Consider the following 20,512-nt stretch of genomic DNA (forward strand, 5'->3'; position numbering starts at 1 on the left):
GGCGGCGCGTCGGCGGGGTTTTCGGGTGAACGCCGGTTTGTGGAGGCACCCTGCGTGGGTGTGGGCGTCGCTGGGGGCTGCCGCCCCCGGGCCCCCGCATCGGCCCTGAACGGGCCTTGTCCTCGAGCGCCGGACGGGCCGGATGATGCCGACCGGCGTCGAGAGGTCACGGGTCTGCGGCAAGAAGTCAGACGTAGTCCTCCAAGTTGCCCACCCTCAGCCCCTGCTCCTCGATCGTGTCCAGCAAACGTTCCGTGCGGGCCGTCAGGTTCGTGGCCGTCGGGTGGTCCGGGTCCACGGCGATGACGTCGCCGGGGTGGAGGCGGTGGTCGCCGCGGGTGTAGGTGAGGTCGCCCGCGGCGTCGAGGGTGGCGCGCCACAGGACCAGGGCGGTGATGCCGCAGTCGGCGGCGGCGCGCAGGGTCGTGGTGTCGTACGTGCCGTGCGGCGGGCGGAAGAGGTGGGCGCGGACGCCGAAGCGGGACCTGAGCTTGGTCTGCTGGCCGCAGATCTCGGCGCGCTGGCCGGCGTAGGGCAGGCCGCGCAGGGAGCGGTGGTCGAGGGTGTGGTTCTGCAGGCTCGCGCCGAACGGGCGCAGCCGGGCGAGGTCGCCGTACGCCGGTCCGGCGACGGTGTCGGTGAGGAACAGGGTGACCGGGAGCCGGCGTTCGCGGATCAGACCGGTGAGGGCGGGGTCGCGCTCGGCGCTGTCGTCGTAGGTGAGGAAGACGACGGGGTCGTCGGTGCGGACGTGGTCCACGACGGGCGGCAGCCGACGGCCCCGGTCGGCGTCCTGGGCGGGGTCCCCGGCCGCCGCCGCGTGCTCGGCGGGGGCGGCGGCGAGCCGGTCGCAGGCGGTGAGCGGGAGCAGCAGGAGCAGCGGGAGCAGGAGGGCGGCCGGGGCGGCGGCCGGGCGGGACCGCCCTCGCCTCACAGGTAGTCCTCCAGGCGGGCCACCGCGTATCCGTCGGCGGTGATCCGGTCCAGGAAGCGGCGGACCATGTCGGTCATGGTGCCGTCCCAGTCGTTCTCGCCCCGGAAGTGGGTCAGGACGATGTCACCGGGGTGCAGGTCCTGGTCCCACTCGCGGTACTCCCAGTGGTCGACGTACACCTCCTCGCTCCAGATCGGGGCGTACTCGATCCCGCAGGACTTGGCGGCGCGCAGGGTGTCGCGGTTGTAGTTGCCGTACGGCGGTCGGAAGAGGGTGGGGCGCTTGCCGTAGTGCTTCTCCATCACGTCCTGCATGCCGCAGATCTCCCGCTTCTGGTCCTCGTAGGAGAGGCCGGGGAGGTAGGGGTGGCTCAGGGTGTGGTTGTTGAGGGTGACGCCGCGGGCCTGCATCTTCTTGAAGTAGCCGTAGTCGTCCTTGATCTCCTCGTCGGCGAGGAAGACGGTGTACGGGATCTTCAGCTCGCTCATCATCTTCAGGAACGCCGGGTCCTTCTCGGCACCGTCGTCGATGGTGAGGAAGACGACCTTCTCCTTGGTGGGGACCGTGGTGAAGACCGGCGGGAGGCCGTCCTCCTCCTGGCCGTCGACCTCGAAGCCCTCGCGGGCCTTGATCTCCGGCTTCTTCTCGGGGGGCGCGGGGGCCGTCAGCGGGACCTTCTTCAGGTCCCAGCGCTTGGCGGCGGCGGCCAGGGCGGCCCGCGCCTCGCGCGCCTCGGCCGCGGCGCCGGCCGCGCGGGCCTCGGCGGCCTCCGGGCCCTGCCGGCCGGCGGCGCCCCCCTCCCCGTGGCCGTCGCCCTGCGCACAGCCGCCGGCGAGGGCGGCGACGGCCAGGACGGCGGTCGCGGTCACCGCGCGCCGGCGGAGTGCGGGACGAGGTGCCCGGGACACGCGACGTGACGCGCGACGCGACACCCGACTTTTGTCATTTTGTACGACTTCTCGCATGGTGCCGGATCCTCGCAGTCCCCGACCGCCGAACCCGGCCCGACACCGCGCCGGAGGCACACCGTCCACCGACTGGCCCACAATGAGTCGGTGAACGACCTGGACTCCCTCCTCGCCCTGCTCACCCCCGAAGGCCGCGCGCTCCTCGACGAGGTGCGCGACACCGACCCCGCCCGGGAGTTGGCGGTCGCCACCCGGCTGCGGCGCGCGCATCCCGCCGGGCTGGTGTCGGCGGCGCTGGGGCAGGCCCGGCTGCGGCAGCGGGCGGTGGCGAAGTTCGGGGCCGAGGACGCCGGGCGGATGTTCTTCACTCCGAACGGGGTGGAGCAGTCGACGCGGGCGAGTGTGGCGGCGTACCGGGCGGAAAGCCTCCGGGCGCTCGGGGTGCGGTCCGTCGCCGACCTGTGCTGCGGGATCGGCGGCGACGCGATCGCGTTCGCCCGCGCCGGGATCCGGGTCCTCGCCGTCGACCACGACCCGGTCACCGCCGCGGCGGCCCGCGCCAACGCCGAGGCGCTCGGGCTCGCCGACCTGATCGAGGTGCGCGAGGCCGACGTGACGGAGGTGGACACGGCCGGGTACGACGCCGTGTTCGTCGACCCCGCCCGGCGTTCCTCCAAGCGCGGCCGGATCTTCGACCCGGAGGCGTACTCCCCGCCCCTGTCCTGGGCCGTGTCCGCCGTGCTCGGGGCGCCGCTCGGCCTGCTGAAGATCGCGCCCGGCATTCCCCACGAGGCGATCCCCCCGGAGGCGACGGCCGAGTGGGTCTCGGACGGCGGGGACGTCAAGGAGGCCGTGCTGTGGTTCGGCCCGGACGTGACGCCGGGGGCGCGGCGGGCGACGCTGCTGCCCGCCGGGGCGGGGATCTACGCGACGCCCGCGACCATGCTGCCGGACCCCGGAGCCCGTCCGGTCGGGCGGTACCTGTACGAGCCGGACGGCGCCGTCATCCGGGCCCACCTCGTCGCCGAGGTGGCCGAGGACCTGGACGGCGGGCTGATCGACCCGACCATCGCCTACGTCACCGCCGACGAAGCGCACCGCACGCCGTACGCCACCGCCTACGAGATCACCGACCGGCTCCCGTTCAACGTCAAGAAGCTGAAGGCGCTGCTGCGGGAGCGCGGGGTCGGCACGCTGACCGTGAAGAAGCGGGGCTCGGCGGTCGAGCCGGAGGAGCTGCGCAAGAAGGTCAAACCGCAGGGGCCGAACGCCGCGACCGTGTTCCTGACGCGGGTCGCGGGGGCGCCGACGATGCTGATCGGGCACCCCGTCCGGTAGGCAGCTAGCGGGCCTCCGCCTCCCGCGCCCGGCGCCGCAACAGTGCGCTTTCGCGGGCGTTGCGGGTCAGGGCGGCGGCCCGTTCGAACTCCTCGCGGGCCTCGGCCGTGCGGTCCAGGCGGAGCAGGAGGTCGCCCCGGACGCTGGGGAGCAGGTGGTAGTCGCGCAGGGCCGGTTCTGCGGCGAGGGCGTCGACGAGGGCCAGGGCGGGGGCCGGGCCCTCGGCCATCGAGACGGCGACGGCGCGGTTGAGTTCGACGACCGGGGACGGGGCGCGGGCCGCGAGCAGGCCGTAGAGCGTGGCGATGCGCGGCCAGTCGGTCTCCTCGTAGGTGAGGGCCGTCGCGTGGCAGGCGGCGATCGCGGCCTGGAGGGCGTACGGGCCCGGACCTCCGGCGCCGGTGGCGGCGTGGGCGTGGCCGAGGGCGGTGATGCCGCGGGCGATGAGCAGGCGGTTCCAGCGGCGGCGGTTCTGGTCCCGCAGCAGCACCGGCTCGCCGTCGGGGGCGGTGCGGGCGGCGGTGCGGGAGGACTGGAACTCCAGCAGCGCGGCCAGGCCGTGGACCTCGGGTTCCTTCGGCATCAGGGCGGACAGGACGCGGGCCAGGCGCAGGGCGTCCTCGCACAGGGCGGGGCGGAGCCAGTCGTCGCCGGCGGTGGCCGCGTAGCCCTCGTTGAAGATCAGGTAGATGACCTCGAGCACCGAGCCGAGGCGGGCCGCGCGGTCCGGGCCGTACGGCACCTCGAAGGCGACGTTCTTCCTGGCCAGGGTGCGTTTGGCGCGGACGATGCGCTGCGCGACGGTGGGTTCGGGTACGAGGCAGGCGCGGGCGATCTCGGGTGTGGTCAGGCCGCCGAGCAGGCGCAGGGTCAGGGCGATGCGGGCCTCGGCGGACAGCACCGGGTGGCAGGCGGTGAAGACCAGCCGCAGCAGGTCGTCGTCGATGTCCTCGGGGTCGGCGGGCTCCTCGGGCGGGGGCGCCGAGACGGGCAGGTCCCGGCCGAGCTCGGCGAGCTTGCGGGCGTAGGTCTCCCGGCGCCGGATCAGGTCGACGGCGCGGCGGCGGGCGGTGGTCATGAGCCAGGCGCCCGGGTTGTCGGGCACGCCGTCCCTCGGCCACTGCTCCAGGGCGGCGACCAGGGCGTCCTGGGTGAGTTCCTCGGCGATGCCGACGTCCCGGACGAGCCGGGCGACGCCGGCGATCACACGGGGCGACTCGAGCCGGAAGACGGTTTCGAAGGCCGCGGTGGGCTGTGCTTCCACAGCCCACCATGCAACACCCTCGGGGCGCCGGGACAAAGCGGGAACCGGGCCCCGCGTCGGCTCAGCCCTCCATCAGCTCGCGGACCTCGCAGGTGACCGTCCAGTGGTCCTCGTGCACCTTCAGGAACCGCTTGGTCCACTCGACCGCCTCGGCCCGGTCCTTGGCCTGGAGGAGGGAGTAGCCGCCGACGACCTCCTTGGTCTCGGTGAAGGGGCCGTCGGTGACGGAGAGCTGTCCGCCCTCGTAGTGGACGCGGGTGCCCTGACTGGTCGGGGTCAGGCCGGCCGTGTCCAGCAGGACGCCGGCCTTGGTCATCTCCTCCATCAGCTTCTCCATCCGCTGGATCAGCTCGGGGCTGGGGCCACCGGCGAGGTCGTCGGACTCCTCGATGCGGATGAGGGACAGGTAGCGGGGCATGGTGGCTCCTCGGGTGGTTCTGCCGCCGGGCTTCTCCCGGCCTCTCACCCTTGCGTCGAACGGGCCGGCCGCGGATCGACACCCGCCGGGAGAATTCTCCGGGACGTCCCTCAGCGCAGCGATTCCCACAGCTCCGCGGCGTCCGGCTGGTCCGCCACGACCCGGTTGGGGTCGGAGGGGGCGGGCAGCACCGGCATCGTCAAGGTGCGTACGTCGTCCGCCTCCAGGCCGCCGAGGCTGCGGCCCAGGTTCATCAGCTCGCCCAGCGAGTCGAGGCCGGTGTCGGTGGTGAGGCTGCCGGTGAGGGCGTCGGCGACCTGGTAGAGGCGCGCGGGATCGGTGAGCAGGTCGGTGGCCGAGACCTGCTCGAGGAGCGCCTTGACGAGCTTGTGCTGGAGTCCTATCCGGGCGAGGTCGCTGCCGCCCTCCAGTCCGTACCGGGTGCGGGCCAGGCCGAGGGCCTCGGTGCCGTCGAGGTGGTGGGTGCCGGCGTCCAGGTGCAGGTGGCTCTTGTCGTCGTCGATGTCGACGTCCGTGGTGACGGTGACCCCGCCGAGCGCGTCGACCAGGTCGGCGAAGCCGGAGAAGTCGACCTCGACGTAGTGGTCCATGCGCACGCCGGTCAGCGACTCGACGGTCTTCACGGCGCAGACCGGCCCGCCCAGTTCGTAGGCCGTGTTGAACATCGCGCCGCTCGCCGCCCTGGTCGTGCCGCCGGACGGCAGCGGGCAGGAGGGCCGCTCGACGAGGGTGTCGCGCGGGATGCTGACGACGGTGGCTGCGGTGCGGCCCGCGTCGAGGTGGACGACCATCGCCGTGTCCGAGCGGGCTCCCCCGCTGTCGCCGCCGCCCAGCTCCCGGTTCTCCTCGCCGCTGCGCGAGTCGGAGCCGAGGACGAGGAGGTTCAGGGCGCCGGTGGGCACCGGGGACGCGGAGGGCGAGGCGGAGGGGACGGTGACGGGGCGCGCGGGGCGGTCGTCGCCGAGCGCGCCGTTGATGTCGACGCTCTTGATGTTGCCGTTCAGGTGCAGGTAGGCCCAGCCCGCCGCCCCGGCGCCGAGCAGCAGGGCGCCGGTCAGGGCCAGGCCGGCCGCCCTGAGCCCCTTCCGGCGGCCGTCCCGGCCGTCCTGCCCGCCCCGCGCCGCCATGCGTCAGCTCCCGCCCTGCCCGTCCCGTTCGCGTCCCCACCGAATGCCCCGCCGGAAGGAACATAAGTCCGAATTATTGAAACTGGAACAGGTGAGCCGGACTTCTGCGGAAATTCTCAGACTGGCGGCTTGTCACTCCCGGGGCGACGCCGTACTGCTGCGCACCTCCAGGCTGGTGGCCAGCTCCACCCGGGTCGCGGTCGGGGAGCCGTCGTCCCGCCCGAGGTCCAGCACCAGCCGGGCCGCCGCCTCGGCCATCTCCATCAGCGGCTGCCGTACGGTCGTCAGCGGCGGCCCCACCCAGCGGGCCACCGGCAGGTCGTCGAACCCGACCACGCTCAGGTCCTGCGGGATGCGCAGCCCCAGCTCGCGGGCGGCCTCGTACAGCCCGAGCGCCTGGAGGTCGTTGCCGGCGAAGACGGCGGTCGGCCGGTCCGGGCGGCGCAGCAGTTCCAGGCCCTGCCGGTAGCCGGCCTCGTGGTGGAAGTCGCCGGTCACGATCAGGCCGGGGTCGACCGGCAGCCCGGCCGTCTCCAGGGCGGCCCGGTAGCCGTCGACGCGGGCGCGGCTGCACATCATGCGGGTGGGGCCGCTGATGGCGCCGATGCGGGTGTGGCCGAGGTCGACCAGGTGCCGGGTGGCGGCGAGGCCGCCCTGCCAGTTGGTGGCGCCGATGGACGGCACGTCGGCGCCGGGGTCGCCGGCCGGGTCCATCACCACGAACGGGATGGAACGGCTGGTGAGCAGCGCCCGCTGGGACTCGTCGAGGCCGGACAGGACGAGGATCACGCCGTGCGGGCGGCGGGCGGCGACCTGGTCGGCCCAGGTCCGGCCGGGTGTGAGGCGGCCCGCGCTCTCGGAGAGCACGACGCTGAGCCCCGTGTCCCTGGCCACGTTCTCCACGCCCCGGATGACCTCCATCGCCCAGGCGCTCTCCAGCTCGTGGAAGACCAGGTCGATCAGGGGCGACCGGGTCGACTCGGCCCGCCTGCGCCGGTAGCCGTGTACACGCAGCAGCTCCTCGACGCGGGCCCGCGTCGAGGGGGCGACGTCGGCACGGCCGTTGAGCACCTTCGAAACAGTCGGTGCGGACACACCGGCCTCACGCGCGATCTCGGCGAGGGTCGCGGTCTGCGCGGACCGCTTTCGCGTCGGGGTTTCAGCGGGCTGCGGGGATGTCATGGCGGCGATCGTAACCCCATGGGGCCGCATGACGAAGGGGTCGCCTCAGCAAGCTCTCCGGAACATTCGCCGGGATACCCGAATCATTCGACCGACCGGTCTGCCTCACCGCGGGCCGACCGGCTCTCCTCGCCCTCGGCCGACCGCCTCTCGTCGCCCTCGGCCGGCCGGCCCGTGTCACCGTCGGCCGACTCGAACCGCCAGCGGTGCACCGCGCGCGCCACCAGACCCTCGTCCGGTTCGGGCAGCTCCGGGAGTTCGGCGTCGTACGGGGCGTCCCACCAGGTGATGACGAGGACCCGGTCCTGCGGGGCGCGCAGGGTCTCCCGACGGGCCGGGGTGCCGGCGAGCGGCTGTGCCCGGGCCCAGGCCAGCAGCTCCGCGCCCCGGCCGGGAAGCGCCCGCGCCTCCCACATCAGCGCGACGGTCACGAGTACAGGTTCTCCTTGCTCACTTCGTGGACGTGATCGTGGCCGTGGTGACCGTGACCGGTGCCGTGGTCGTGCGTGTGGCCCTGTCCCGGCACGTGCGGTTCCGTGACCGGGAGGGAGGAGTCGGCCGACAGGTCCCAGTCGGAGGCGGCCCGGTTGCGGGCGACCATCTCGGCGCCGAGCGCGGCCACCATGGCGCCGTTGTCCGTGCACAGCTTGGGGCGCGGCACCCGCAGCCGGATCCCGGCCGCCTCGCAGCGCTCCTGGGCCAGGGCCCGCAGCCGCGAGTTGGCGGCCACGCCGCCGCCGATCATCAGGTGGTCGACGCCCTCGTCCTTGCAGGCCCGCACCGCCTTGCGGGTCAGCACGTCCACGACCGCCTCCTGGAAGGAGGCCGACACGTCGCGCACCGGCACCTCCTCCCCCGCCGCCCGCTTCGCCTCGATCCAGCGGGCCACGGCCGTCTTCAGACCGGAGAAGGAGAAGTCGTACGCCGCGTCGCGCGGGCCGGTCAGACCGCGCGGGAAGGCGATCGCGTTCGGGTCGCCCTCGCGCGCGTACCGGTCGATGACCGGGCCGCCGGGGAAGCCCAGGTTCAGCACCCGGGCGATCTTGTCGAAGGCCTCGCCGGCCGCGTCGTCGATGGTGGCGCCGAGGGGGCGGACGTCCGAGGTGATGTCCGTGGACAGCAGCAGGGACGAGTGCCCGCCGGAGACCAGCAGGGCCATCGTCGGCTCGGGCAGCGCGCCGTGTTCCAGCTGGTCGACGCAGATGTGCGAGGCGAGGTGGTTGACGCCGTACAGGGGCTTGCCGAGCGCGTAGGCGTACGCCTTCGCCGCCGAGACGCCGACCAGCAGGGCACCCGCGAGGCCGGGTCCGGCGGTGACGGCGATGCCGTCGAGGTCGCGCGCGCTCACCCCCGCCTCCTTCAGGGCGCGGTCGATCGTCGGCACCATCGCCTCCAGGTGGGCGCGGCTGGCCACCTCCGGGACGACGCCGCCGAAGCGGGCGTGCTCGTCGACGCTGGACGCGACGGCGTCGGCCAGCAGGGTGGTGCCGCGCACGACACCGACGCCGGTCTCGTCGCAGGAGGTCTCGATCCCGAGGACGAGAGGCTCGTCGCGTGAGTCAGCCATGGTTGTCGGTTCCTCGTTCGGTTCCCGGTACGGAGGTGGAGGGGTCGGTCAGGCGCATCACCAGGGCGTCCACGTTCCCCGGCTGGTAGTAGCCGCGTCTGAAGCCGATGGGCTCGAAGCCGAAGCGCTCGTACAGCCGCTGGGCGCGGGTGTTGTCCACCCGGCACTCGAGCAGCACCTCGGCGCACTCGAAGTCGGTCGCCGCGCGCAGCAGCTCGGTCAGCAGCCGCGCCCCGAGCCCGGTGCCCCAGTGGTCGCGGGCGACGGCGATGGTCTGCACGTCGGCCTGCTCGCCGGAGGTGACCAGGCCCGCGTAGCCGACGACCCGGCCGTCGTCCTCGGCGACCAGGTAGCGCCGGGAGGCCCCCGGACCGCGCGCGTGGGCCAGCTCGGACCAGAACATCCCCCGGGACCAGGCGTCCTCCGGGAACAGCTCGCGCTCCATGAGGAGCACGGGGTCGATGTCCCACCAGCGCATCTCGCGCAGCGCGGCGGGGGCGGACTCGGCGGTGGCTGGCTCGGTCACTTCGGGGTGACCACCTTGTAGTTCTTGGGGACCTGGGCGTCGGGCCTGCGCAGATACAGCGGCCGGGGCGCGGGCAGCTCCTCCCCCGCCGCGAGCCTCTCGGCGGCCAGCCGGGCCAGGGCGGCGGCGGACACGTGCTCCGGCTCGTGCGCCCGGGGGAAGGTGTCCGGGTACAGCAGCGCGCCCGCGCCGACGGCCGGGAGGCCGGCCACCTGCCCGGCGATGTCGGCGGGGCGGTCGACGGCCGGGTCGGTGAGGCGGGTGCGGGAGTCGGCGTACCGCGCCCAGTAGACCTCCTTGCGGCGGGCGTCGGTCGCCACCACGAAGGGGCCCTCCAGGTCGGCGGCGAACGCGAGGCCGTCCAGCGTGCACACGCCGTGCACGGGCACGCCGAGCGCGAGCCCGAAGGCGTCCGCGGTCATCAGGCCGACGCGCAGCCCCGTGTACGGGCCGGGACCGGTGCCGGCGACGACGGCGGTGACGGCGTCGAGCCGCAGGCCGGCCTCGGCGAGCACCCGGTCGACGGCGGGCAGCAGCAGCTCACCGTGGCGGCGGGCGTCCACCTGGCTCGACGAGGCGATGACGTCCGTACCGTCGTGCAGCGCGACGGTCACGGCGGGCGTGGCGGTATCCAGAGCGAGCAAGAGCACGCAAACAGCCTACGGCGCCGCGCGGTCCGCGCCGGACGCCCTGTGGACAACTCCGGGAACGCGCGGCCGGCCCGCCCCCGCACCTCGTGTCGCACTCCGCGTTCACTCACTCACGTACTGCTACCGTCGCCCGGAAGCGCGGTGCACGCAGCACGCAGCACGGAGCACGCAGGTCGCACGAAGTACGACGACGAGGTGGTCGCCAGTGGCAAGCAGCAGCGCCGGTATCGTCACCGGCCTCGTCACGGCGGCCTTCGTGACGGTCGGCGTCCTCGCCCACCAGGCGTCCGTCAGCGCCCCGGCCGACCTCGACCGCTCCCGCGCGACCGTCAGCCCGGCCCCCGGCGCCGTCAAGGCACCGCGCGACCGGCGGCACCCCGACGCCCTGCCCGCGGGGTCCGGAACGGGTGAACGGGTGGTGTACTCGGTGGACGACGACCGCGTGTGGCTGGTCGGCCCGGCGAACAAGGTCCAGCGCACCTACGAGGTCACGCCCAGTACGGTCGACCCGGCGCCGGGGACCTACCGGGTCACCTCCCGGTCCAACCGGGTCACCGGGTCCGACGGCGTCCCGGTCGAACACGTGGTGCGCTTCACCAGCACCGAGGGCGTGGCGGTCGGGTTCAGCGCGGCGGTCGACGGCTCGACCGCGAAGCCCGACCCGGACCGGCGCACCGGCGGCATCCGCGAGTCGCGTGCGGACGGCGACGCGATGTGGACGTTCGCGACGATCGGGCGGCAGGTCGTCGTCGTCCCCTGACGGCGCGCGGGGCCGGGTCGCAGCCTCGCCCGCGTCTTCCCCCTGACCGCGCACGCGGGGCCGGGTCGCCCGCCTCGCCCTCGTCTCCCCCTGACGGCGCGCGGGCGTCAGGCGGCCTCGCGGTGGTCGCGGCCGTCGCCCGCGGCACGGTGGCCGGGCCGCTCGCGGACCGGCCGGCGCGTCTCCGGCTCCGGGGCGCGGGGCGGCGTCGAGACCGCCGTCGCGGCGGCGCAGGAGGCGAGCAGGTCGCGCATCGACACCCCGGCGGGCGCGGGCGACTGGGACTCCGGGCGGCCCTGCGGCTGAGCCTGGGACATGGACGACATGGACGCCTCCTGAAGCTCGGGGGCGGGCGCAGTAAGGCATGCCTAACTACGAGCTGAGTACCATGTGACCACGGGCAACACCCGAAACGCAATCTTTTGCCGACGCGTTGTCGGAAAATCGGAGGCGCGCGGGGGCGCGCCGAGGACGTACCGGAGCCGCGCCGGGGGCGGCTCAGCCGGCGAGGACGCTCGCGTCGGCCCCGGCCCACCGCTCGCCGAGACCGGTCACCGTCACGTGCCGCACCTCGTCGGTGGTGTCGCCGACGGCCCGGTCGATCCGCAGCCGCAGCCGGTCCTCGGTCAGCTCCTCGACCTTGCCCTCGCCCCACTCGACCACGATCACCGAGTCGGACAGGGAGACGTCGAGGTCGAGGTCCTCCATCTCGTCGAGCCCGCCGGACAGCCGGTAGGCGTCCACGTGGACGAGCGGCGGACCGTCACCGAGCGAGGGGTGCACGCGGGCGATCACGAAGGTCGGGGAGGTGACGGCGCCGCGCACGCCGAGGCCCTCGCCGAGACCGCGGGTCAGGGTCGTCTTGCCCGCGCCCAGCTCACCGCTGAGCATCACCAGGTCACCGGCGCGCAGCAGCTTGGCGAGCCTGCGGCCCAGCTCCCGCATCTGCTCGGGCGAGGTGACGGTGATCTCGACGTCGGGGGCCGGCCCTGAGGCTCCGGAGGGTCCGGAGGGTCCGGACGGTTCAGGGCCCTGTGCTGCTGGTGCTTCCATAACCGTCCACCGTAGTCGCTGCCGGCACGGCGCCCGCGCGGGTGAGCAGGTCGGCGAGGCGGTCGGTGACCAGCTCCGGGTGCTCCAGCATCACCAGGTGCCCCGCGTCGGGGACCAGCACCAGCTCCGCGTCCGGCAGCAGCCCGGCGATCGCCTCGCTGTGCTCGCTCGGCGTCACCAGGTCCCGCACCCCGGCCAGCACGAGCACGGGCAGGTCCGTGAAGCGGGCGAGGGCCTCGGTCTTGTCGTGGTCGTTGAAGGCCGGGTAGTACTCGGCGACGACGTCGATCGGCGTCGACTCGATCATCCGCTCCGCGAACCGGGCCACGGCCGGGTCGACGTCCCGGGACGCGAACGAGTACCGCTTGATGATCCCCGCGAACAGGTCGGCCGTCGCCCGCCGCCCCTTCTCCACCAGCTCGGCCCGCTGCCCCAGCGCCTTGAGCACGCCCGGCAGCACCCGCCGCACCGCGTTGACCCCGGCCACCGGCAGCCCGAAGTTGACCTCGCCGAGCCGCCCGGACGACGTGCCGACGAGGGCGACGCCGACGACGCGCTCGCTGATCAGGTCGGGGAAGGCGTCGGCCAGGGCCATCACGGTCATGCCGCCCATGGAGTGCCCGACCAGCACGATCGGGCCCTCGGGCGCCGCCGCGTCGATGACGGCCTTCAGGTCGCGGCCCAGCTCCTCGATGCTGACCGGCCGGCCGTCCCGGGTCTGGGCCACGCCCCGGCCGGACCGGCCGTGGCTGCGCTGATCCCAGTGGACGGTGCGGACGACGCCTCTGAGGGCCGCCCGCTGGAAGTGCCAGGAGTCCTGGTTGAGGCAGTAGCCGTGGCTGAAGACGACGGTGACGGGCGCGGGCGCCCGGCGGCCGAACAGCCGCCTGCGGCGCGGGGCGCGGTGGACCTCGGCGTCGGCCTCCGGATCGAGGTCGTCGACCTCGTAGTACAGCTCGGTGCCGTCCTCGGCGTACGCCGTGCCGGGGGTGCCGCGCAGTCCGCCGTAGGGGCCCGCCGAGTCCAGGGCGAGGCGGGCCTTCTGGCGCATCCCGCGCCCGACGGTGAGCCGTTCTATCGCCACACCGGCCGCGGCGCCCGCCGCGACCACGCCTATCGCGACGCCGGCGATGCCGGTCGCCCGGCGCCAGCCGCCCGCGGCGACCTCGCTCGCGGCCTCCGTGGCGGAGGCGACGGCCGCCACGACGGCCTCCCCGTTGCTCTCGCTCACGTGCACCGCTCCTCTTCACCGGACTCGCCGGGTTCGCCGGGTTCACCGGGCCGCTGTGCGCCAGCCCGCTGCCGATCGCCGTTCCACCTGACCGCGCGCCGCCGGTACGGCCGTCACTCGTTGACGTAGACGCGCGGGACGCGGCTTCCGATCCGGGTGACGATCTCGTACGCGATGGTGCCCGCCGCCTGGGCCCAGTCCTCGGCGGTGGGTTCGCCGCGGTCGCCGGGGCCGAACAGTACGGCCTCCGCGCCGGGCTCGGGCCGGTCCCCGCCCAGGTCGACGACGAACTGGTCCATCGCGATCCGCCCCGCGACCGTGCGCCACTTGCCGTCGACCAGGACCGGGCCGGTGGAGGAGGCGTGGCGCGGGACGCCGTCCGCGTAGCCGAGCGGGACGAGGCCGAGGGTGGTCTCGCCGGGGGTGGTGTAGTGGTGCCCGTAGCTGACGCCGTGGCCGCCGGGGACCTGCTTGACCAGGGCCAGGGAGGCGGCCAGCGTCATCACCGGGCGCAGCCCGAAGTCGGCGGGCACGCCGATCTCGGGGCTGGGCGAGACGCCGTACATCGCGATGCCGGGGCGTACGAGGTCGAAGTGGGCGTCGGGGAGGGTGAGGGTGGCGGGCGAGTTGGCGATGTGCCGCACCTCGGGGCGCAGGCCCTGCCGCTCGGCGTGGGCCGTCATCTCCCGGAAGCGGGTGAGCTGGGCGGCGATGGAGGGGTGGCCGGGCTCGTCGGCGCAGGCGAAGTGGGACCAGAGCCCGGTGACCCGCAGCAGCCCCTCCCCCTCGGCCCGCAGCGCGGCCCCGACCAGGTCCTCCCAGTCCGCGCCGGGCTGGCAGCCGTTCCGTCCGAGCCCGGTGTCGGCCTTGAGCTGCACGCGTGCGGGCACCCCGGCCGCCCGGGCGGCCGCGACGACCTCCTCCATGGCCCACATTCCGCTGACGGACACGTCGAGACGGGCCTCGACCGCCTCCCGCCAGGGCCCGCCGGGCGTCCACAGCCAGCACATGATCCGTACGTCGTCCGGCAGCCCGGCCGCCGCCGACCGCAGGGCGAGCGCCTCCTGCGGTGTGGCCGTGCCGAGCCAGGTCGCGCCCGCGTCGACGGCGGCGCGGGCGCAGGGGAAGGCGCCGTGGCCGTAGGCGTCCGCCTTGACGACGGCCATGAGGGCCGCGCCGGGGGCCCGTTCGCGCAGCGCGCGGACGTTGGCCCGCAGGGCGGCCAGGTCGATCTCGGCCCGGGCACGCAGTACCGCGTCCGCCTCCGGCCGGGCAGTTGTCTCGCTCATCGTGCCCCCAGTCTCTCAGAGCACCCGGCCGCCCCCGTCGCACGCCGCCGGGGAGGGGCGGGTGCCCGGCAGTGGTTAGGGTGCCCCGCATGAGCATCATCGGGGTCGGGATCGACGTGGCCGAGGTCGAGCGGTTCGGGGCGTCGCTGGAGCGCACACCGGCCCTGGCGGGGCGGCTCTTCGTGGAGAGCGAGCTGCTGCTGCCCAGCGGTGAACGCCGGGGCGTCGCCTCGCTCGCCGCCCGCTTCGCGGCGAAGGAGGCGCTGGCCAAGGCGCTGGGCGCACCGGCGGGGCTGCTGTGGACGGACGCCGAGGTGTACGTCGAGGACAGCGGGCAGCCGCGGCTGCGGGTGACGGGGACGGTGGCGGCGCGGGCGGCGGAACTGGGCGTGGCGTCCTGGCACGTGTCGCTGAGCCACGACGCGGGGATCGCGTCGGCGGTGGTGATCGCGGAGGCGTGACGCTCAGGGGGCGTCGTGCGTCCGGCCGGCGGTCGGCCGGACCCGGATGTGCATGCGTTCGCCCTGTGCGCCGTAGAGGGCGATCCACTCGACGGGACGGTCCCCGGCGTTGGCGATGCCGTGCGGGACACGGGTGTCGAACTCCGCGGTCTGCCCGGCCGTGAGGACGAGGTCGTGGTCGCCGAGGGCGAGCAGCAGGCGGCCGGAGAGCACGTAGAGCCACTCGTGGCCCTCGTGCGAGCCCTGCTCGGGGCGCGGCGTGGATCCGGTGCGCGGGGTGGCCGGGGCGGGGAGGATCTGCTTGTAGGCGTGCAGTCCGTCGTTGGGGTTCCGGGTGAGCGGGACCCATGTCTGTCCGTGCCGGGTGAAGGGGCGGGGGTGGACGCGGGGGTCGCCGGTGCGCGAGCCGACGAGTTCGTCGAGGGCGAGCCGGTGGGCCCGGGCCAGCGGCAGCAGGTGCCGCAGTCCCGGCTCGCGCCGCCCCGACTCCAGCCGGGACAGGGTGCTCACGGAGATGCCGGTGACGGCGGCGAGCTGGGCCAGGGTGAGCCCGCGGGCCTGCCGGACGGCACGCAGGCGGGTCCCGAGCGAGGCCATCACCTGGGCCGTCTCGTCGTCACCGCCGTCAACACCGCCGTCGACACCGCCGACATCATCACCGCTGCTCATGGGACAACTGTCCCCCATCCCCGGTCCCGCGGGACGCCGGGGACGCCGGGGGCCGGCCGGCCGTGCGTGTTCCGGGCGTACGGGGAAGACTCGACGGCATGCGGACTGCGTACAGGGTGGAGACGGTCAGGAACGCCGAACGGGAGCTGATGGCCCGGCTGCCGGAGGGGGCGCTGATGCAACGGGCCGCGGCCGGTCTTGCCGCCGCCTGCGCGGAGGTGCTGGGCCGGGCGGCCGGGCGGGTCTACGGCAGCCGGGTGGTGCTGCTGGTCGGCAGCGGCGACAACGGCGGCGACGCCCTGTACGCGGGCGCGCGGCTGGCCCGGCGGGGCGCGGGCGTGACGGCGGTGCTGCTGTCGCCGGAGCGGGCACACGGCGCGGGTCTGGCGGCGCTGCGGCGCGCGGGCGGGCGGGTTGCCGGGGACGGGGCTTCCGGTTCCCCGGAGGAGCTGATCGCGCGGGCCGATCTCGTCCTCGACGGCATCGTCGGGATCGGCGGCGCGGGCGGGCTGCGGAAGGAGGCGGTGCCGCTGGCGGACGCGGCCGCGCGCTCCCGGGCCGCCGTGGTCGCCGTCGATCTGCCGAGCGGGGTCGACGCGGACACCGGCCGGGTGCGGGGGGACGTGGTGCGCGCCGACCTGACGGTGACGTTCGGGACGCACAAGCCGGGGCTGCTGATCGACCCGGCGCGGGAGTACGCGGGGTCGGTGCGGCTGGTGGACATCGGCCTGCCCCTGCCCCGCGAGGGGGCGGAACTGGAGGCGTTGCAGCACGCGGACGTGGCCCGGCTGCTGCCGGTACCGGCGGCGGAGAGCGACAAGTACCGGCGCGGGGTCGTGGGCATCGCCGCCGGGTCGGCCCGTTATCCGGGCGCGGCCGTCCTGGCCGTGTCGGGCGCGCTGCGGGGCGGGGCCGGGGCGGTGCGGTACGTCGGTCCGGCGGGGGACGCGGTGATCGCCCGCTTCCCGGAGACGCTCGTGTCCGACCGGGGGCCCGAGCGGGCGGGGCGGGTCCAGGCCTGGGTGGTCGGTCCGGGGGCCGGTGACGACGCGGCGACGGTGGCCCAGGTGCTGGCGGCCGAGGTGCCGGTGCTGATCGACGCGGACGGCCTGCGGCTGGCCGACGCGGAGGCGGTGCGGGCGCGCACGGCACCGACGTTGATGACCCCGCACGCCGGGGAGGCGGCGGCGCTGCTCGGGGTGGGCCGGGAGGAGGTCGAGGGAGCGCGGCTGGACTCGGTGCGGGAACTGGCGGCGCGGTACGGGGCGACGGTGCTGCTGAAGGGGTCGACGACGCTGGTGGCCGGTGCGCGGGGCGGTCCCGTCCGGGTCAACGCGACGGGGACGTCGTGGCTCGCCACGGCCGGCAGCGGGGACGTGCTGTCCGGCCTGACGGGTTCACTCCTCGCGGCGGGCCTGTCGGCGGTGGACGCGGGGAGCGCGGGCGCCTACCTCCACGGCCTCGCGGGCCGCTTCGCGGCGCAGGGGGCACCGGCGGGGGCGCACGACGTGGCGGAGGCGATCCCGCGGGCCTGGCGGGACGTGCGGGGGGAATGAGACCGCGGACCCGGGTGCGGGCCTCGCCGGTACGGTGAGCACATGACCGCCGCACCGGCCCCCGACCCGCACCTCCCGGACCTCCCGGACCTCCCGGACCTCCACGCGCTTCCCAGGGCGGAGTTCGCGTTCCCCGGTCCGCTGCGCGACCGGCTCGTCGCCGCGATCCTCGACGGTTCGAAGACCTCGACGACGGGCCTGGTGGCCGACTACGAGCACGACGGCGATCCGCTGCCGCGGCCCGGGCACCGTGAGGTGGTCGTCGACTCGTCCGGCCGCCCGGTCGCCGTCATCGAGGTGACACAGGTGCGTGTCGTCCCGCTGGCCGAGGTGGACCTCGCCCACGCGGTCGACGAGGGCGAGGGGCACACGAGCGTGGCCGAGTGGCGTGCGGACCACGAGCGGTTCTGGCACGGCGAGGAGATGCGCGCGGCGATGGGCGATCCGGAGTTCACGGTGGACGACGCGACACCGGCGGTCCTGGAACGCTTCCGGGTCGTCACCGTGCTGCCCGGTACCGCCGGCTGAGGGCCCCTCCAAGCCCCTCCGGGGCTACTCCACCGTCACCGACTTCGCCAGGTTGCGCGGCTGGTCCACCTCGTTGCCCCGGGCCGTGGCCAGTTCGCAGGCGAAGACCTGCAACGGCACCGTCGCCACCAGGGGTTGGAGCAGGGTCGGGGTGACCGGCACGCGCACGAGGTGGTCGGCGTAGGGGGCGACCGCCTCGTCGCCCTCCTCGGCGATGACGATGGTGCGGGCGCCGCGGGCGCGGATCTCCTGGATGTTGGACACGATCTTGTCGTGGAGGACCGAGCGCCCGCGCGGGGACGGCACGATGACGACGACCGGCAGGTCCTCCTCGATGAGCGCGATCGGCCCGTGCTTCAGCTCGCCCGCCGCGAAGCCCTCGGCGTGCATGTACGCCAACTCCTTCAGCTTCAGGGCGCCTTCGAGGGCGACGGGGTGGCCGACGTGCCGGCCGAGGAAGAGCACCGTGTTCTTGTGGGCGAGGGAGCGGGCCAGTTCCCTTACGGGGTCCATGGTCCCCAGGACCCGTTCGACCGCGCCGGAGACGCCGGACAGGTCGCGGACGACGTCGCGGATCTCGTCGCCGTACTTGGTGCCGCGCACCTGGCCCAGGTACAGGGCGACCAGGTAGCAGGCCACCAGTTGGGTGAGGAAGGCCTTGGTGGAGGCGACGGCGACCTCGGGGCCCGCGTGGGTGTAGAGCACGGCGTCGGACTCGCGGGGGATCGTGGAGCCGTTGGTGTTGCAGATGGCGAGGACCCGGGCGCCCTGTTCGCGGGCGTGGCGCAGGGCCATGAGGGTGTCCATCGTCTCGCCGGACTGGGAGATGGCGACGACCAGGGTCTGCTGGTCGAGGATCGGGTCGCGGTAGCGGAACTCGCTGGCCAGCTCCACCTCGCAGGGGATCCGCGTCCAGTGCTCGATGGCGTACTTGGCGATGAGCCCGGCGTGGAAGGCCGTGCCGCAGGCGACGACGACGACCTTGTCGACCTCCCGGAGCACCCCCGGCGGGATGCGCACCTCGTCCAGGCTGAGGGTGCCGGAGCCGTCGATGCGGCCGAGGAGGGTGTCGGCGACGGCCTTGGGCTGCTCGGCGATCTCCTTGAGCATGAAGGAGGCGTAGCCGGCCTTCTCGGCGGCCGAGGCGTCCCAGTCGACGTGGTACGAGCGGACGTCGGCCGGGGTGCCGTCGAAGCCGGTGACCGTGACGCCGTCCCGGCGCAGCTCCACGACCTGGTCCTGGCCCAGTTCGACGGCGTCCCGGGTGTGGGCGATGAAGGCCGCGACGTCCGAGGCGAGGAAGTACTCGCCCTCCCCCACGCCCACGACGAGCGGCGAGTTGCGGCGCGCGCCCACCACGACGTCCGGCGCGTCCGCGTGCACGGCGACCAGGGTGAACGCGCCCTCCAGCCGCCCGCACACCCGCCGCATCGCCTCGGCGAGGTCGGCGCGGCCGGAGTACTCCTCGGCGAGCAGGTGGGCGACGACCTCGGTGTCGGTCTCGGAGGGCAGTTCGTGGCCGCGCTCCGCCAGCTCGGCCCGCAGCGGCGCGAAGTTCTCGATGATGCCGTTGTGGACCACGGCGACCCGGCCCGCGTTGTCGAGGTGCGGGTGGGCGTTGGCGTCGGTGGGGCCGCCGTGGGTGGCCCAGCGGGTGTGGCCGATGCCGGTGACGGCGGCCGGCAGCGGGTGTTCGGACAGTTCCTTGTCGAGGTTGACGAGCTTGCCGGCCCGCTTGGCGGTGGCGAGGCCGCCGTCCGCGAGCACGGCGACGCCCGCCGAGTCGTATCCCCGGTACTCGAGCCGCTTCAGTCCGGCCATCACGACATCGAGTGCCGACTGAGGCCCTACGTATCCCACGATTCCGCACATAAGCGGCAGCCTACGAGCAGAATGGATCGCGCGTCGGTCGCGAAGCGGGCTTTCCATGCCCGAAATCGGAAATTCCCACCGGGGTACGAACGCTGCCCGCCGGTCCGCGCCGTCCGCGGGCGCGCCGCGTCAGCCGAGCTTGGCGACCTGGGCGTCGACGACGTCCGCCGGGATCTCGAAGTCCGCGCCGGTCACCATCGCGGAGAGGTTGACGACGCTGAACGTGGCGAGCGTGGCGCCCTTGCGGACCACGACGAGCTTCATGAGCCCACTGCTGTCCCCACTGGTGGCCACACCGACGTCGACCGTGAGCCCCTCGTCACCGGCCTTCAGCCGGTCCACACCGCTCACCTTGGTGACCCGCATCTTGTCGCTGCCCACGGTGGCCTCGAAGCCGCCCGCGCACTTCTCGACGGCCGTCTTCAGCCCCGCCATCGCCTGCTCGGCGCCATCGCCCTCGTAGGAGGCGACGTTCAGCAGGATCCTGTTCACGTCGACGTCGGTCATGTCCTGGCCGTCCGGGCCCTTGCTCTCGGAGGGCGCCTCCTTCTGTCCCTGCCAGGCACGCTTCACGTTCGCCGCGGGCTCGGCCTGGGCCACCGCGCCCTGGACGTGGACGAGCGGCAGACAGGCCTTGTCGTTCGCCGAGATCTGGTCCTGCGCGACGTCCTCCTCCGCCGAGAGCTTGGTGGCGACCTCGCCGTTCTTGACGTCGGCCTGGGCGAGGGCCACCTTCTCCAGCTCGGCGGCGGTCAGCGTCTTGCCCGCCGGGGCGGACTGGCCGGCCTCGCCCGCCGGGGCGGACTGCTCCGTCTTGGCCTTGTCGTCACCGGACGCGCCGTCGTCGTCGGACGACCCGCCGCAGGCGGTGGCGAGCAGGGCCAGGGCGGCGGCGGAGGCCGCGAGGGCGGTACGGCGGACAGCGGTGGAACTCACGTGAGCACTCTTTCGTCGGGGACGCGTCGCGACGGCGTCGGCCTGCGTCGCCTGGGACTGCGTTGCGTCGGGTCGGGCTGCGCCCGGCTGGGCTGCGCCGGGTCGTGTCGGAGTCTGTCCGGTCGCCTCGCGACCGCTGTTCGACTCCGGTCGACTTTGCCCGCACGATACCCAGCACAATCGCACGGGTGATCGATAACGAGCCACCCGAGACCCGACCGT

General features: G+C 74.4%; 21 protein-coding genes and 1 pseudogene. 5 read left to right on the forward strand and 17 right to left on the reverse strand.

All coding sequences use genetic code 11. From position 1 onward, the window contains the following. Positions 1-187 precede the first annotated feature (187 nt). A complete protein-coding gene (locus tag OHA99_RS14505; RefSeq protein ID WP_405696091.1) occupies positions 188-934 on the reverse strand; it encodes a polysaccharide deacetylase family protein in 747 nt (248 codons plus the stop codon). Then, complete coding sequence (locus OHA99_RS14510) at positions 931-1,899, reverse strand: polysaccharide deacetylase family protein (protein ID WP_405696093.1); 969 nt, start codon at positions 1,897-1,899, stop codon at positions 931-933. Before OHA99_RS14510 ends, OHA99_RS14505 begins: the two co-directional genes overlap by 4 nt. Positions 1,900-1,989: 90 nt before the next feature. On the opposite strand from OHA99_RS14510, the gene OHA99_RS14515 reads away from it, so the two are divergent. Continuing rightward, entirely contained in the window at positions 1,990-3,180 is a 1,191-nt protein-coding gene (locus OHA99_RS14515; protein WP_405696095.1) for a THUMP-like domain-containing protein, read from the forward strand. A gap of 4 nt (positions 3,181-3,184) precedes the next feature. On the opposite strand, the gene OHA99_RS14520 is transcribed toward OHA99_RS14515, so the two are convergent. The 8 genes and pseudogenes from OHA99_RS14520 to tsaB all read right to left on the reverse strand — a co-directional run bounded on the left by OHA99_RS14520 (position 3,185) and on the right by tsaB (position 9,935). Continuing rightward, on the reverse strand, positions 3,185-4,444 hold the full coding sequence (locus OHA99_RS14520; protein WP_153178362.1) for an RNA polymerase sigma factor: 1,260 nt from the start codon (positions 4,442-4,444) through the stop codon (positions 3,185-3,187). A gap of 61 nt (positions 4,445-4,505) precedes the next feature. Next, on the reverse strand, positions 4,506-4,862 hold the full coding sequence (locus OHA99_RS14525; RefSeq protein ID WP_153178363.1) for a YciI family protein: 357 nt from the start codon (positions 4,860-4,862) through the stop codon (positions 4,506-4,508). Between the two features lie 110 nt (positions 4,863-4,972). Next, positions 4,973-6,010, reverse strand: a complete 1,038-nt coding sequence (locus OHA99_RS14530) for an LCP family protein (RefSeq protein ID WP_153178364.1) — start codon at positions 6,008-6,010, stop codon at positions 4,973-4,975. Positions 6,011-6,142: 132 nt separating this feature from the next. Further along, on the reverse strand, positions 6,143-7,192 hold the full coding sequence (locus tag OHA99_RS14535) for a LacI family DNA-binding transcriptional regulator (protein ID WP_153178365.1): 1,050 nt from the start codon (positions 7,190-7,192) through the stop codon (positions 6,143-6,145). 176 nt (positions 7,193-7,368) lie between these two features. Then, positions 7,369-7,623 (reverse strand): annotated as a pseudogene (locus OHA99_RS14540) (hypothetical protein); the annotation flags it as partial. Then, the gene (tsaD, locus tag OHA99_RS14545) at positions 7,620-8,759 is read right to left on the reverse strand and encodes a tRNA (adenosine(37)-N6)-threonylcarbamoyltransferase complex transferase subunit TsaD (RefSeq protein WP_153178366.1); all 1,140 of its coding nucleotides are present in this window, start codon (positions 8,757-8,759) and stop codon (positions 7,620-7,622) included. The gene tsaD and the pseudogene OHA99_RS14540, both read right to left, overlap by 4 nt. Beyond that, positions 8,752-9,285, reverse strand: coding sequence for a ribosomal protein S18-alanine N-acetyltransferase (gene rimI / locus OHA99_RS14550; protein ID WP_153178367.1), 534 nt, complete (start codon positions 9,283-9,285; stop codon positions 8,752-8,754). The genes tsaD and rimI overlap by 8 nt, the downstream gene beginning before the upstream one ends. After that, entirely contained in the window at positions 9,282-9,935 is a 654-nt protein-coding gene (tsaB, locus tag OHA99_RS14555; RefSeq protein WP_153178368.1) for a tRNA (adenosine(37)-N6)-threonylcarbamoyltransferase complex dimerization subunit type 1 TsaB, read from the reverse strand. Before tsaB ends, rimI begins: the two co-directional genes overlap by 4 nt. 205 nt (positions 9,936-10,140) lie before the next feature. On the opposite strand from tsaB, the gene OHA99_RS14560 reads away from it, so the two are divergent. Further along, positions 10,141-10,695, forward strand: coding sequence for a hypothetical protein (locus OHA99_RS14560; protein ID WP_165685080.1), 555 nt, complete (start codon positions 10,141-10,143; stop codon positions 10,693-10,695). Between the two features lie 107 nt (positions 10,696-10,802). On the opposite strand, the gene OHA99_RS14565 is transcribed toward OHA99_RS14560, so the two are convergent. The 4 genes from OHA99_RS14565 to alr form a co-directional block, all read right to left on the reverse strand. After that, positions 10,803-11,021: a hypothetical protein gene (locus tag OHA99_RS14565; RefSeq protein WP_153178370.1), complete on the reverse strand. Its 219-nt coding sequence runs from the start codon at positions 11,019-11,021 to the stop codon at positions 10,803-10,805. A gap of 172 nt (positions 11,022-11,193) precedes the next feature. Then, a complete protein-coding gene (gene tsaE / locus OHA99_RS14570) occupies positions 11,194-11,748 on the reverse strand; it encodes a tRNA (adenosine(37)-N6)-threonylcarbamoyltransferase complex ATPase subunit type 1 TsaE (protein WP_381549160.1) in 555 nt (184 codons plus the stop codon). Next, positions 11,720-12,979, reverse strand: a complete 1,260-nt coding sequence (locus OHA99_RS14575; RefSeq protein WP_405696101.1) for an alpha/beta fold hydrolase — start codon at positions 12,977-12,979, stop codon at positions 11,720-11,722. The genes tsaE and OHA99_RS14575 overlap by 29 nt, the downstream gene beginning before the upstream one ends. Positions 12,980-13,092: 113 nt before the next feature. Then, positions 13,093-14,268 (reverse strand): alanine racemase, encoded by a 1,176-nt coding sequence (alr, locus tag OHA99_RS14580; RefSeq protein ID WP_164383567.1) that lies wholly within the window; start codon positions 14,266-14,268, stop codon positions 13,093-13,095. An 89-nt stretch (positions 14,269-14,357) separates the two neighbouring features. On the opposite strand from alr, the gene OHA99_RS14585 reads away from it, so the two are divergent. Next, positions 14,358-14,729 (forward strand): holo-ACP synthase, encoded by a 372-nt coding sequence (locus OHA99_RS14585; protein ID WP_153178373.1) that lies wholly within the window; start codon positions 14,358-14,360, stop codon positions 14,727-14,729. Positions 14,730-14,732: 3 nt separating this feature from the next. Here the strand turns inward: OHA99_RS14585 and OHA99_RS14590 are convergent, their stop codons facing one another. Further along, positions 14,733-15,398 (reverse strand): helix-turn-helix domain-containing protein, encoded by a 666-nt coding sequence (locus OHA99_RS14590; RefSeq protein ID WP_405696103.1) that lies wholly within the window; start codon positions 15,396-15,398, stop codon positions 14,733-14,735. Between the two features lie 98 nt (positions 15,399-15,496). Between OHA99_RS14590 and OHA99_RS14595 the strand changes: the two genes are divergently transcribed. Beyond that, positions 15,497-16,954 carry an NAD(P)H-hydrate dehydratase gene (locus tag OHA99_RS14595; protein WP_153178375.1) on the forward strand — a complete coding sequence of 486 codons (1,458 nt, stop codon included), beginning with the start codon at positions 15,497-15,499 and terminating at the stop codon, positions 16,952-16,954. Positions 16,955-16,996: 42 nt separating this feature from the next. Then, a complete protein-coding gene (locus OHA99_RS14600; protein WP_381501880.1) occupies positions 16,997-17,482 on the forward strand; it encodes an ASCH domain-containing protein in 486 nt (161 codons plus the stop codon). 24 nt (positions 17,483-17,506) lie between these two features. Here the strand turns inward: OHA99_RS14600 and glmS are convergent, their stop codons facing one another. After that, a complete protein-coding gene (glmS, locus tag OHA99_RS14605; protein WP_153178376.1) occupies positions 17,507-19,354 on the reverse strand; it encodes a glutamine--fructose-6-phosphate transaminase (isomerizing) in 1,848 nt (615 codons plus the stop codon). A 129-nt stretch (positions 19,355-19,483) separates the two neighbouring features. After that, entirely contained in the window at positions 19,484-20,290 is an 807-nt protein-coding gene (locus OHA99_RS14610) for a hypothetical protein (RefSeq protein WP_153178377.1), read from the reverse strand. Positions 20,291-20,512 lie beyond the last annotated feature (222 nt).

Source organism: Streptomyces coelicoflavus (genome assembly GCF_045041415.1).
GTDB lineage: Bacteria > Actinomycetota > Actinomycetes > Streptomycetales > Streptomycetaceae > Streptomyces > Streptomyces coelicoflavus.